17 protein-coding genes are annotated in these 12,722 nt (G+C 40.3%); 14 read left to right on the forward strand and 3 right to left on the reverse strand.

The window, feature by feature from the left end; genetic code table 11:
- Positions 1–9 precede the first annotated feature (9 nt).
- From CJ263_RS18620 to CJ263_RS18660, 9 genes are all read left to right on the forward strand, one after another.
- Positions 10–705 (forward strand): OmpA family protein, encoded by a 696-nt coding sequence (locus tag CJ263_RS18620; RefSeq protein ID WP_094999314.1) that lies wholly within the window; start codon positions 10–12, stop codon positions 703–705.
- A gap of 71 nt (positions 706–776) precedes the next feature.
- Positions 777–1,901, forward strand: a complete 1,125-nt coding sequence (locus CJ263_RS18625) for an NAD(P)/FAD-dependent oxidoreductase (protein WP_094998654.1) — start codon at positions 777–779, stop codon at positions 1,899–1,901.
- Positions 1,898–2,602, forward strand: coding sequence for a methyltransferase domain-containing protein (locus CJ263_RS18630; RefSeq protein ID WP_094998655.1), 705 nt, complete (start codon positions 1,898–1,900; stop codon positions 2,600–2,602). The genes CJ263_RS18625 and CJ263_RS18630 overlap by 4 nt, the downstream gene beginning before the upstream one ends.
- A gap of 7 nt (positions 2,603–2,609) precedes the next feature.
- On the forward strand, positions 2,610–3,665 hold the full coding sequence (locus tag CJ263_RS18635; protein WP_094998656.1) for a type III polyketide synthase: 1,056 nt from the start codon (positions 2,610–2,612) through the stop codon (positions 3,663–3,665).
- Between the two features lie 20 nt (positions 3,666–3,685).
- On the forward strand, positions 3,686–4,465 hold the full coding sequence (locus CJ263_RS18640) for an enoyl-ACP reductase FabI (protein ID WP_094999315.1): 780 nt from the start codon (positions 3,686–3,688) through the stop codon (positions 4,463–4,465).
- A gap of 5 nt (positions 4,466–4,470) precedes the next feature.
- Positions 4,471–4,917 carry a 3-hydroxyacyl-ACP dehydratase FabZ family protein gene (locus tag CJ263_RS18645; protein ID WP_094998657.1) on the forward strand — a complete coding sequence of 149 codons (447 nt, stop codon included), beginning with the start codon at positions 4,471–4,473 and terminating at the stop codon, positions 4,915–4,917.
- Positions 4,914–6,188: a beta-ketoacyl-[acyl-carrier-protein] synthase family protein gene (locus tag CJ263_RS18650; RefSeq protein ID WP_094998658.1), complete on the forward strand. Its 1,275-nt coding sequence runs from the start codon at positions 4,914–4,916 to the stop codon at positions 6,186–6,188. The genes CJ263_RS18645 and CJ263_RS18650 overlap by 4 nt, the downstream gene beginning before the upstream one ends.
- A gap of 15 nt (positions 6,189–6,203) precedes the next feature.
- Positions 6,204–6,455: an acyl carrier protein gene (locus CJ263_RS18655; protein ID WP_094998659.1), complete on the forward strand. Its 252-nt coding sequence runs from the start codon at positions 6,204–6,206 to the stop codon at positions 6,453–6,455.
- Between the two features lie 8 nt (positions 6,456–6,463).
- Positions 6,464–6,895 (forward strand): hypothetical protein, encoded by a 432-nt coding sequence (locus tag CJ263_RS18660; RefSeq protein ID WP_094998660.1) that lies wholly within the window; start codon positions 6,464–6,466, stop codon positions 6,893–6,895.
- A 4-nt stretch (positions 6,896–6,899) separates the two neighbouring features.
- Here the strand turns inward: CJ263_RS18660 and CJ263_RS18665 are convergent, their stop codons facing one another.
- Entirely contained in the window at positions 6,900–7,841 is a 942-nt protein-coding gene (locus CJ263_RS18665; protein WP_094998661.1) for a TerC family protein, read from the reverse strand.
- A gap of 170 nt (positions 7,842–8,011) precedes the next feature.
- On the opposite strand from CJ263_RS18665, the gene CJ263_RS18670 reads away from it, so the two are divergent.
- The gene (locus CJ263_RS18670) at positions 8,012–8,614 is read left to right on the forward strand and encodes a nitroreductase family protein (protein WP_094998662.1); all 603 of its coding nucleotides are present in this window, start codon (positions 8,012–8,014) and stop codon (positions 8,612–8,614) included.
- 100 nt (positions 8,615–8,714) lie between these two features.
- Positions 8,715–9,071 carry a hypothetical protein gene (locus CJ263_RS18675; RefSeq protein ID WP_158657197.1) on the forward strand — a complete coding sequence of 119 codons (357 nt, stop codon included), beginning with the start codon at positions 8,715–8,717 and terminating at the stop codon, positions 9,069–9,071.
- 5 nt (positions 9,072–9,076) lie between these two features.
- Here the strand turns inward: CJ263_RS18675 and hpf are convergent, their stop codons facing one another.
- Positions 9,077–9,382, reverse strand: a complete 306-nt coding sequence (hpf, locus tag CJ263_RS18680) for a ribosome hibernation-promoting factor, HPF/YfiA family (protein ID WP_094998664.1) — start codon at positions 9,380–9,382, stop codon at positions 9,077–9,079.
- 182 nt (positions 9,383–9,564) lie between these two features.
- Between hpf and CJ263_RS18685 the strand changes: the two genes are divergently transcribed.
- Both CJ263_RS18685 and CJ263_RS18690 read left to right on the forward strand, forming a co-directional pair.
- A complete protein-coding gene (locus CJ263_RS18685) occupies positions 9,565–9,903 on the forward strand; it encodes a hypothetical protein (RefSeq protein WP_094998665.1) in 339 nt (112 codons plus the stop codon).
- Positions 9,904–9,911: 8 nt separating this feature from the next.
- Positions 9,912–10,478: a DUF4251 domain-containing protein gene (locus tag CJ263_RS18690; protein ID WP_094998666.1), complete on the forward strand. Its 567-nt coding sequence runs from the start codon at positions 9,912–9,914 to the stop codon at positions 10,476–10,478.
- 28 nt (positions 10,479–10,506) lie between these two features.
- Here CJ263_RS18690 and CJ263_RS18695 read toward each other — a convergent pair whose 3' ends face one another.
- On the reverse strand, positions 10,507–12,015 hold the full coding sequence (locus CJ263_RS18695) for a PD40 domain-containing protein (RefSeq protein WP_094999316.1): 1,509 nt from the start codon (positions 12,013–12,015) through the stop codon (positions 10,507–10,509).
- 259 nt (positions 12,016–12,274) lie between these two features.
- Between CJ263_RS18695 and CJ263_RS18700 the strand changes: the two genes are divergently transcribed.
- Positions 12,275–12,649, forward strand: coding sequence for an FKBP-type peptidyl-prolyl cis-trans isomerase (locus CJ263_RS18700; RefSeq protein WP_094998667.1), 375 nt, complete (start codon positions 12,275–12,277; stop codon positions 12,647–12,649).
- The last annotated feature ends 73 nt before the right edge of the window (positions 12,650–12,722 follow it).

Here is a 12,722-nt window from a genome sequence, read left to right on the forward strand (position 1 = left end):
ATGACAAAGATGAAATCTAAAATATTTAAGAATACAAGTTATTTACTTGCATTTGCTTTAGTAATGAGCTGTAGTACCGTGAAAAATGCCAATAAAACACAAAAAGGTGCCGTAATTGGCGCTACTGGTGGAGCAGTTATCGGCGGTGTTATTGGAAATAATGTAGGGGATGGTAACAATACCGCACTCGGGGCCATTCTTGGTGCTGCCATAGGTGGTGCTGCCGGTGGGTATATCGGTAATCGCATGGATAGGCAAGCGGAACGTATCGAGGAAGAAATCCCTGGTGCAGAAGTAAAAAGAGTAGGTGAGGGTATCAATGTAACCTTTAATGAAGATGCCGGTGTCTATTTTGATACCAATAAGTCTGATGTTAAAGGAACTTCTGCTGCTACATTGGATAAATTAGCTGGAATTTTTAAAGAATATCCTAAATCCAATATTTTGGTGGAAGGACATACCGATAGTGCCGGTTCGGATGAGTACAATATGAACTTGTCCAAACAAAGAGCAACTTCGGTTACGGATTACTTGACGATGAAAGGAATTGACCCTTCAAGATTTACCACAAAATGGTACGGTGAGAACCAACCTGTTGGAGATAACAGTACTGCTGAAGGTAAAGCGCAAAATAGACGAGTCGAATTGGCCATAGTTGCCAGTGAAGAACTTAAGGAAGAAGCGGTAAAACAGACAAAGGGTTAAATTGCTTCAGAAAACAGAAAGTTAAATCCCTGCAATTAGCAGGGATTTTTTGTTTTACGTAATTTCAGGAAATGAATGGGCATGATGTCATTATAGTTGGGGGTGGATTGGCAGGTTTGACTGTCGCAATAGCTTTGTCCCGATATAATTATAACGTAGCCATTTTTGAAAGTAGCGCTTACCCCCACCATAAGGTCTGTGGGGAATATGTATCCAATGAAATTGTTCCCTATTTACAGTTTTTGGGAGTAGACTTAATAGCCGAGGGCGGGGTTTCCATTACCGATTTTGAAATCAGTAATACAAAGGGCAAAAAAGTCAAAAGTTCACTCCCCATTGGAGGAGTTGGCATAAGCAGATATGCCTTTGACCACTTGTTATTTAAACAGGCTAAAAAACAAAACGTTCGGTTTTATTTTAAAAAGGTATTGGATGTAGCGCACGAACAAGATGTATTTACGGTCTACACCAAGCAAAAATCCATTAAGGCCAAGGTGGTCATTGGAGCATTTGGGAAGCGCTCGAATCTGGACAAAAAGTTAAATCGCGATTTTATTCAACGAAAAAACGGTTGGTTAGGGGTTAAATGTCATTACAAAAACGAGGAATTTCCCACTAACCTAGTGGCATTACACAATTTTGAAGGCGGTTATGGCGGGTTGTCCAAAACAGAAACAGGTGCCGTTAATTTCTGTTATTTGGCACGGTACGACCAATTTCGAAAGCATAAAAATATTGAAGATTTCAATTCCCGAGTAGTGTCTCAAAACCCGCATTTAAGAGAATTTCTCAAGCATTCGGAAGCTCTTTTTGATGCACCCATCAGCATTGGCCAAATTTCATTTGATTCTAAAAAACCGGTGTTTAACCATATTTTAATGTGTGGGGACACAGCTGGCCTGATCCACCCCCTGTGTGGAAATGGAATGGCAATGGCTATTCATAGTGGAAAACTGGTTTCGGAAGCAGTCCATCGGTTTATGAGCGAAAGGGAATACCTAAGAAAGGATATGGAAAAGGAATATAGTGAAGAGTGGAGAAAACATTTTAAGGATAGATTGAGGTATGGAAGCTATTTTCAAAAAATATTGATGCAGGAAAGTCTATTGAATTGGGGAATCAATACCTTGGGTAGGTCCGAGGGCATCCTTCGGGCAATGATTAAAAAAACACACGGAAAAATGGTAACACCATGATTGATTTAACGGTTAGAAGTGGCCAAAAAGAGTTGTTGGACGATTTCCAGGGAAGCTCTAACCAACTTAAATTGGTGTTAGAGGATATCAACAGGGTAAATCGCCTTTTGGGTGGTACTACCATTACGGTAGACGCTGTATTTAGGCTCATTGAAGAAAATAAACAAAAATCGTATACGATTTTGGATGTGGGTTGTGGTGATGGGAATATGCTAAGACAGATTGCTTTAAAAGCAAAAAAGAGAAGTATTTCTATAAAGTTAATTGGAATTGATTTAAGTGATGACTCTTTGGACATTGCCAGACAAAAATCTGTTAGTTTTCCGGAAATTGAATATCGAAAACAGGATGTTTTTACATTGGAGGATTTGGATATGGACATAGTGCTCACCACTTTGACCTTGCATCATTTTAAACAGGAAGATATACCTAAATTTATTCATAGGTTCACCAGCATGGCAAAACTTGGAGTGGTTATTAATGATTTGCATAGAAGTGGGTTGGCCTATTATTTATTTCGGGCTTTTAGTACTATTTTTATTAAAACCCATACCGCCAAGGCAGACGGTTTAACTTCCATTACACGGGGTTTTAAACGAAAGGAATTGGAACATTTTGCTACCAACCTACCGGGCACGATACATGAAATAACTTGGAGATGGGCCTTTCGTTATCAATGGATCATAAAAAACGAGGAGTAAAAAGTATATGCAGAGAAGCAAAATAGTGACTGTGGCCAAGGAATTTCCCGAATATTGTAGAGAAACCCAAGATATTATTCCCTACGTTCATAAATGGTTGCATAACAAGGATGATAGGTTTCAGCGTAAAGTTGTAAAAATTTTTGAAGGTGCCGCAGTTGATATTCGTTATGGTATTATGCCTATTGACGAGGTTTTTACCAAAACTTCTTTCGAAGAGAAAAATCAAATTTATGTACGGGAGTGCAAAAAGCTAGGTAGCAAAGTACTCGAAAAGGCGTTGAATAAAGCGGATTGGCTTCCAGAATCATTGGATTACATTATTACGGTAAGCTGCACGGGCATCATGATACCTTCTTTGGATGCCTATCTCATCAATGCGCTAGGTCTTCGCCAAGATATAGTAAGATTGCCCGTTACGGAAATGGGCTGTGCGGCTGGGGTTTCCGGTTTAATTTATGCCCACAACTTTTTGAAGTCCAATCCCAATAAGCGCATAGCATTAGTTGCGGTCGAAAGTCCAACAGCAACTTTTCAATTGGATGATTTTTCTATGGCCAATATGGTCAGTGCGGCTATTTTTGGCGACGGGGCGGCCTGTGTATTATTATCCTCTGAAGAAGAGGCTCAGGGTCCTTCAATACTAGGAGAGGAAATGTATCATTTTAGGGATGCCACCCACCTTATGGGTTTCGACTTGGTCAATACCGGACTTAAGATGATCTTGGATCCGGCCGTACCTGAAACAATTACTAATTTCTTTCCAGATATTGTACATCCCTTTCTTAAAAAATATGGGAGCAACATTGAAAAAGTGGACCATTTAATTTTTCATCCCGGAGGGAGAAAAATTGTCCAAACCGTTGAAGAATTGTTTGGTTCCCTAGGAAAGAATATTGAGGATACCAGGGAGGTTTTACGTTTGTATGGTAATATGAGCAGTGTAACGGTACTCTACGTACTGCAGCGCTTTATGGAGCGTGAATTATCACAGGGCGAACAAGGGATGGTTTTAAGTTTTGGGCCTGGATTTTCGGCACAGCGGGTCTTATTGGAATGGTAGTGAATATTGTAAATAATACTATGGATACAAATTGGGCAATAATTTTAGGGGGAAGTAATGGACTAGGCTTGGCAACGGCCAAAAAATTGGCCAGGCATGGATATCATATCCTTGTGGTCCATAGGGACCGAAGAACCCATATGGATGCCATAGAAAAGGAGTTCAATGAAATTAGGGCGCAGGGCGTATCATTTAAAGCCTTTAATGCAGATGCCTTAAACTCCGAAAAGCGGGGAAATTTATTGAATGAAATCAAGGAATTCCTGCCTTCGGAACATAAAATAAAGGTTTTGGTACATAGTATCGCCAAAGGAAACCTTAAACCTATGTATTCAAATGGGCAAACCGTACTTACAAATCAGGATATAGGTATCACCTTCGAAGCTATGGCCCTTAGTTTGTACGATTGGGTAAAGGAACTGGTGGATATGAATTTGTTTTCTGAGGATGCTCGTGTGATTTCCTTTACGAGTGAAGGAAACGCTAAAGTTTTGCCAGGCTATGGTGCAGTTTCGGTGGCCAAAGTGGCATTGGAAGCATTGACCAGAAATATTGCATTGGAGTTTGCACCGATGGGTATAAAAGCAAATTGTATCCAAGCCGGTGTAACGGAAACAAGGTCGCTTGCCATGATTCCAGGCTATGAAAAAATCATTAAAAATGCCTTAAAAAGAAATCCACAGGGAAGGTTGACCACCCCGGAAGACGTTGCTAATGCGGTGTTTTTGCTCGTTAGGGATGAAGCAAAGTGGATTACGGGAACGGTAATTAAGGTCGATGGAGGTGAAAGTCTAAGATAAAAGCTATGGATAATAAAGAAATTTTGGCGCTTTTACCCTATGACAAGCCTTTTTTGTTTGTGGATAACTTGCAAGAGATTAATAATGAAGGGGCAAAGGGCAGCTTTCATTTTAAGGAGCAACTCGATTTTTATAAGGGCCATTTTAAAGACAACCCAGTAACCCCTGGGGTTATTTTGACCGAATGTTGTGCACAAATTGGATTGGTCTGCCTGGGTATTTACTTGATTGGTGATGAAGACTTGGATTCATCAAAAATACTAATTGGTATGAGCAGTTCGGAAATGGAGTTTTTACAACCGGTGTATCCCGGGGAAACGGTTACAGTGAGATCAAGGAAGATATACTATAGATTCCACAAACTGAAATGTGAAGTAAAAATGTACAATGAAGAAAACGATATGGTCTGCAAAGGAACTTTATCAGGAATGTTAAAGGGAGTGAAAAAATGAGCAGAAGGGTAGTTATAACGGGTTTAGGGGTCTGTGCTCCCAATGGCGTTGGGCTTCACGATTTCACGGAAGCCCTGCATCAAGGAAAAACCGGGATTAGGTTTCAATCAAAATTACAGGCCTTGGATTTTGGCTGTCAAATTGCCGGTGAACCATTAATTAAGGACAATATATTAAGTAATTACTTTACTCCTTTACAATTAAGAGGGTTAAACGCTTCCGGTATCATTTACGGGGTTATTGCAGGTAAGGATGCCTGGTCAGATGCAGGGTTATTCCCTAATTCTTCAAAGGTTCCCTATTGGGATTGTGGCGTTATTTTTGGTTCGGGAACCCTAGGGGTCGACAAATTTCGGGAGGCTGTCTACCAAGTAGATAACAAGGATGTAAGGCGATTGGGCAGTACTGCGGTTATACAGACCATGGCCAGCGGAGTTAGCGCTTATCTTGGTGGTATGTTGGGTTGTGGTAATCAGGTGACCACCAATTCATCGGCATGCACTACGGGTACGGAAAGTATTTTAATAGCCTATGAACGCATTGCTTCGGGTAGAGCGGAAGTTATGCTTTCTGGTAGCTGTAGCGATAGCGGTCCTTATGTATGGGGCGGTTTCGATGCCATGCGTATTTTACCATGGGATTTTAACAATAATCCAGGTAAGGCGAGTAGGCCTATGAGTGCCACCGCCACGGGATTCGTTCCTGGTAGCGGTGCGGGGGCTTTGGTCTTGGAATCCTTGGAAAGTGCCCAGAAGCGGGGAGCAAAAATTTATGCCGAAGTTTTAGGGGGAGAAATTAATAGTGGGGGACAGGTAGGAGAAGGTTCCATGACGGCCCCCAATAGCGAGGCCGTTCAACGTTGTATAAAAAAGGCCGTTAAGAATTCCGGAATCGAATCGTATCAAATCGATGCTATTAACGGACATTTGACAGCAACCAGTAAAGATGCCTTAGAAGTTACCAATTGGAGCGAAGCTTTAGGTTTATCGGGAAATCAATTTCCTTACATCAATTCCTTTAAGGGTACGATTGGCCACTGTCTATCGGCAGCGGGAAGTATTGAATGTGTGGGGAGTATTCTGCAATTGGAGGAGGGCGTTGTTTTTGGGAACGTGAATTGCGAGGATGTCCATCCGGAAATCGTGAAAATTATAGATGAAGGTAAAATTCCACAAAAAACGATTCCATACCGTCCTAAAATTATCGCAAAGGCAAGTTTTGGTTTTGGCGATGTCAATGCGTGTGTTATTTTTAGGGCCTATAATAATTAGACGACCGGCAATGCTATGCAAGAAGAAGAAAAATATCAAAAATTAAAGGACATCATTCAGATTTACCTTCCAGAGGATGTATCCGTTTCAGATATTGATCCAAGCAGTAATTTTGTAACCGAGTTGAACATTAATTCGGCCAATTTGGTAGATATTATTTTGGATGTGGAGGATGCTTTTGACATCCGCCTAGAAAATGATGATATGGACCAAATGCAAACGGTGCAGGATGCCCTTCGGATTATAGATGGAAAGCTTAATCAGTAGAATTCAGTATGGATAGGTTTCTTCAGTATGCTAAAATGAAGTTTGACGTAGACTGGCGATTGATTCTGATGTATTGTCTGGTCTACTTGCTTTGGGGAATGGGAATGAATTGGTTGGGAACTACCTTGGAAATTGCAAGGTTCACATATTGGTGGCAGGTAATTACCACATACATTCTTTACATGGTTCCCATTTCATTGTTGCTTAGGAATAGGCCTTTTTACGAACAATATGCTTATGGGCTTATAGCTATGGGGCTATTGGAGTTTGGTGGATATGCCATGCGAACTTCATACGCCTATCCAAACAACCTATTGGATCAATTCTTTGGTGGCCGTACTTTCGCATTGGCAATGGCCTTATTTTTTGCACTGTATTTTCCAGCCGGAAATTGGTTGGTAGGTACCCTCTACAAGCTCATGTTCAATCGAAAGCCCTAAGGAATTACTCCTCTTCTTCCGATATATATATGGAGGCCAAAATTCCAGAAATTAGGGATAGTGAAATTACGGTCAGCGAAACCCATTCAGGTAAGTGCAGATAATGTGAAAACAGCATTTTAAGCCCTACAAAGGCAAGGATAACCACTAAACTGTAGTTGATAAACCTAAATTTCTCCAGCATTCTGGATATTAAAAAATACATAGACCGTAAACCTAGGATAGCCAATATATTTGAACTGAACACCAGAAAAGGGTCGGCCGTAATTGCTAAAATCGCAGGAATACTGTCCAGAGCAAAAAGGATATCCGTCAGCTCAATGACAATTAGGGCCACGAATAGGGGAGTGGCCGCCCTAACCCCCATCTTCTTAACGAAAAAATCATGTCCATTGATTTTCGAGGTAATAGGGTAGAGTTTCTTTAAATTTCTAAAAACAAAAGATTTCTCAGGATGAAAATCCTCTTCATCACCCCTGAGCATTTTAAAGGCCGTATACAGTAGGAACACGCCGAAGACATAAATAATCCACTCGAATTTGGTGATTAGGGCTACTCCAAAGAAAATCATTATGGCCCTAAACACAATAGCACCCAAAATTCCCCAGAACAAAACCCGGTGCTGAAATACAGGTGGAATCTTGAACGAGGAAAAGATAACGGCAATTACAAAGACGTTGTCTACACTTAGGGAAAGTTCTATCAAATACCCGGTAATGTATTTTAATACGGCATCATTAGGAGTAAGTCCAGTCGGATTATCCATCATTCCCTCAGAGAACAACCAATAAATTACACCACTAAAGGCGAGTGCAATACTGACCCAAATGGCCGTCCATATTCCGGCTTCCTTGGATTTTATTACATGATCGTTTTTGTGAAATACACCGAGGTCCAGTGCCAAAAACACCAAAATACAGGCAAGAAAGATTATCCAAACTAGCATAGTACTCTATTAAAGCCGTCGAAGGTACTAAATTATGCTATTTTATCCATTGATTTTGGTCATATGAGGACATAATAAAAGGGGATGGATACAAGTCAACATTTTATGCAAAAGGACAAAGTGCTTTAGCACTTTATGTGTAGCTTATTTAAAATCCTTAAAACTAAAATATGACGACATTAGAACAACTACAATTGGACAACATAGCAAAAAACGACTATCAAATATATCCCTTGTTAAAACAGCGTTACAGCCCAAGAATTTTTAGCAATCAGGACCTTACTGAAAATGATGTGAACCGACTCTTTGAAGCGATACGATGGTCCGCAAGTTGCTACAACTGGCAACCATGGCGCTTTATCTATGCACACAAAGGTTCTGAAGGCTATGATAAGATTATGGATTGCCTGAGCGAATTCAACCAAAAATGGGCAGGTAATGCACCCTTCCTTATGTTGGCAGCCTATAAAAAAAATACGCCTGAGGGTGAAGAAAATTTTCACGCCCTTCACGATTTGGGTCTTTCATTGGGTAATATGACCGTACAGGCTGAATATATGGGAATAGGCTTGCACCATATGGCCGGTGTAGATTGGAAAAAGGCTCATGAGGTATTCAATGTTCCGGAAGGATTTCATATATCTACTGCAATTGCCGTTGGTTATTATGGAGGTGAGTTGAATAATCTACCCGAAGACCTAAGGGAACAGGAAAGAGCCGAAAGAACACGTAAGCCCCAAAAGGAATTTGCTTTTGAAGGAAGCTGGAAATAATATAGGATAAGGTCCTTGGTCGATAATTAATGAAACTGAACGCATAGTTGGAAGATATCCCAGCAAAGTGTTTAGTTTTAGGTTAGAACACTATATGAAAATGAAATTCCTATCACTCAAGAAATGCATCTTGGCATGCACGCTGTGCGGTATTTTAATGGTTTCTGCCCAAGACAAGGAAACAAAAACAATTTTGGTTCAGAAGCATACCATTATGGACCAGTTTGCGCCGGAATTGGTAACACCGGTATCGGAAAGACTGGAGTTAAAGCAGCAGCGTATTGCACATCAAAGAAATACCCGAAAAATTCTAGATACCTTGGACATTTCTGAACGGAAAAGACGCCGGCTACTTAAAGAACTGCAGCGTAGCCCATTTTCAGAACGATTGGATAAAATAATAATGGCCGAAACCCATTTTGAGGATTCGGCCATTAAAAATGATGGTAATCGGTAGTTGGATTAATGATGTGTTTGCATTTTATCCTTACGCTTTTGCAATTGTCTATGTAATTCTTCCACTGACTTAGATATAGACGCTTCAAAACTCCCCGTACTGGCATCCGCGAATAACCTCGGACCAGGAGCACTAAGTCGAATGTTACATATTTTTCCCTCTTCTGGGGAAGAAGTATTTTCCTTCTTAAAGAAAACATCCGCTCTCACTATAAAATCAAATTTGTCCAACAGTTTTTCCAGTTTCTGGGCTGCCATAATCTCCAAACGATTACTGGCCTTTACGTCGTCATACTCAAAATTGATGTTCATAAGCTTTAAATTAATTGTTTAGTTGAAGTTACGGAATTCTATCATTTTTCCGTTGGTATTTTAACTTATTCTAACATCTAATTTAAATTAAAGTTAAAGTGTAAAAACTGATTAATATCATGCTAAACCTATTAATTAATTTTGTAACTTATTGTATGAAAAATCCTTAAAATTAGAACGATATGACTACAGAAAAAACTAAATCGCCCAATAATGTTCTGGATAGCAACTCTTGTTTGGTCTGGTTGGACAGGAGTTACAAGGATTTATTGCAATGGAAAAGAAAGTTGGAATCCTATCTTTTTGAACCTACTACACAACGACAGTTCGAAATCAAACAACAGCTATCCGAGAAAATGGAGGCCTTGGTAAGAAGACATAAAGAATTGGTGCAATTGGCCCGAAGTGGAAAAACGCTTATTGGAAAACAGGTGGATTTGATTAAAAACTATTTGGTAGAAACCAAAAAATTGGAAGATGGGGTGCAGGAGTATATGGTCATGTTACATCAAAACGCATAGTACGAAATATGAAGACCTGTTTACATATAGTTTGTTCGTTGAGCTTGCTATTCCTTTTGGGATGCAAAACTAGCTCGAAGGTTTCCTATACTTCCCAGCAGATAACTGAGTTTAAAGACTTCATGAATGCCAAATCCTTTGAGTTCATAGCTACTACTGCCAATCCTTTGCCTGGTAGGGGAATGATGGCAGTTGCCAATTCTGGTCTTTTACCTCCGGGAAGCACCATGTCCAATATTCAGTTGCAAGGCACCTCCAATTATCTTAGAGTAGAAGGGGACACTATTTCCGCTTTTTTACCTTACTACGGTGAACGTCAATCCGGTGGGGGATATACTAGTGATGCCGGAATTGTTTTTGACGGTATACCTTCCAACTATAAAGAAGAATACGATGCCCAAAAAAATGAAATGCAGATTACTTTTTCTATTTCCGAAAAATCTGAGACCTATCAGGTGAGCCTAAATCTCTTTCCCAACAAAAAAGCTACCGTAGTGGTAACAAGTTCCCAACGATTTTCCATAAGATACTTTGGGAATATAAAGGAAATAGAAGACGCCGAAAATCCATCCTAGAACCGCATAAATCGCCAATAATAAGGCTCTAATAACTTCCTGTATTCGTTACAAAGGCTATTCTTTTACTATCGGGTGACCAACTTGGGACATTGATGCTCCCTTGACCTCCATAAATATGCGCCAAGACCTTTGGTTTACCACCTTTATAGGGCATAATGCGTAGCATACAATGTTTATAAAAGGGATGGTCACTGGGGTCAATATCCTTGGGAAAGGAAATAAAGACAATCCACTTTTGGTCTGGACTTACATGGGGAAACCAGTTATTATATTCATCAAAGGTCAATTGCTCCTGATCTTTTCCATTTTTCTTCATTCTGAACAATTGCATGTTCCCCGTGCGTACCGAGTTAAAAAAGATATGCTTTCCATCCGGACTATATTCGGGCCCGTCATCCAACGTGGGCAAATCCGTTAGCTGTGCTTCCTTACCATTTTTTATATCGATGGTAAATATGTTGTAGGCCCCATTCCTATTACCTGTAAATATCATTTTCTTGTTATCCTTTGACCAACCATGAAAATAGGAAGCACCAACACCGGGCTCCGTTACCATTTTGGGTAGGGAATCGCCCTTACTAGGTAAGTAATAAAGCGCAGAGGTTCCATTGTCCTCTTGATTGTGATTGCTAATGCCCAAAATGGAACCATCGAAGGTTAGTACATGGTCGTTATTATTATTTACGGCAAATCCGGTATTCAACGGAGTAATGCCATTAGAAGCCAAATCATAATTGTAGAGATGACCTTTGGAATTATAAATCAAACGTTTACCATCAGGGGTCCAATTGGGTGCCTGAATGGAATGTGCCGATTGGTACAATACTTCCCGATGACCTGTTTCCACATCAATAACTTCCAGATTACTACCAATGTAATCCCTATAGGGCGTAAACTCAGGGTCCACGGGCTTGATGATACGTACATTGCTGAAGGTGGCGCTCTCTAAAACCGATGGATTATGGGAACATACATACAGTCCTACGTACACCTCGTTATCCATTTCCATATCCGCCAGTTCCACTTGCGTAAATTCCTCGCCAAACTTCGCGGTGGACATGATATAGGTAGTTCCCCGTCTTTCCAATTGAATAATGGTAGGGGAGGTGTTGGCTGATTTTACCTCCTCGGTTAATCCGCCAATGGACGTCCGGTATTGCAAGGAAGTGAGTCCATCCCCATGGGTACTGGCATTTACATGTTTGGAGTTGGTGTCCAAACTATTTTTAACGATCCATCCCGCTTTTCGATGGGGATCCTTGCCTTTACCCTTAAAATGAACAGTAGTCCGCAATATAAAATCACCCTGAAGTGTCGTCCACAGATATTGGAACTCATCCTGACCGAACCACATGTTGGTCCCGGCACCAGATAGTGTATAGGTTTGGTTTTCAGCCGCATAACTGGCCGTTCCCTTAATTTTTGGATTGCCAATGACAGTAGTACCATCAAAAATCCCAATTTTATGCTGTGCCGATAGCATTGGTGCGTCGAGGAATACAAATAAAGTAACTAGGAGGGAGGCCGTTCTCATGGATATTGTTGGTTTTAAATATGTCAACATAGACCCTTAAATATAGGAATTAATTTATTTAAAGGCTTTAGTGAATTTTTAGTGAAAAAATTGAAATTTCGTATTAAAAAACATATGGAAATGAAACTTTTGAACAGTTTTTTGGTTGAATTACGTTAAAAAATCGTGAAAAGGGGGATGTTTTGCGTTATTTTTCGTCATTCGCTTTCGAGATCGGTACCTTTGCAGTTCATATTAGTAATAACATAGAAACATAAGTATGAGCAAAGTAAAAGAAGGTGATTTGGTACGCGTACATTATACGGGGAAATTGGAAAACGGACAGGTGTTCGATAGCTCCTTGGAAAGGGAACCTCTAGAGGTCAAATTAGGACAGGGGAGCTTAATTCCCGGATTTGAAAAGGGCCTGTTAGACATGGAACCTAAGGAAAAGAAAACCATAGTAATTCCAAAAGAAGAGGCTTACGGTGAAAAGAAACGAGAACTTTTTCAAAGCGTTCCTAAATCCAACTTACCGGAAGATATGGAGCCTGAAGTGAATATGGGCTTGGTAGCGACGAATGCCGATGGTACGGAACGACAATTACGCGTAGCCGAGGTCAATGAAAACGATATTGGGGTAGTGACCTCATAGCTGCATAAAGCGACAACTTAGCCCACAAGCCCTGTAAACACTGATATCGAATTTATCTCAAATATAGCGTATT

This window comes from Maribacter cobaltidurans, assembly GCF_002269385.1.
In the GTDB taxonomy this organism is placed as follows: Bacteria; Bacteroidota; Bacteroidia; order Flavobacteriales; family Flavobacteriaceae; genus Maribacter; species Maribacter cobaltidurans.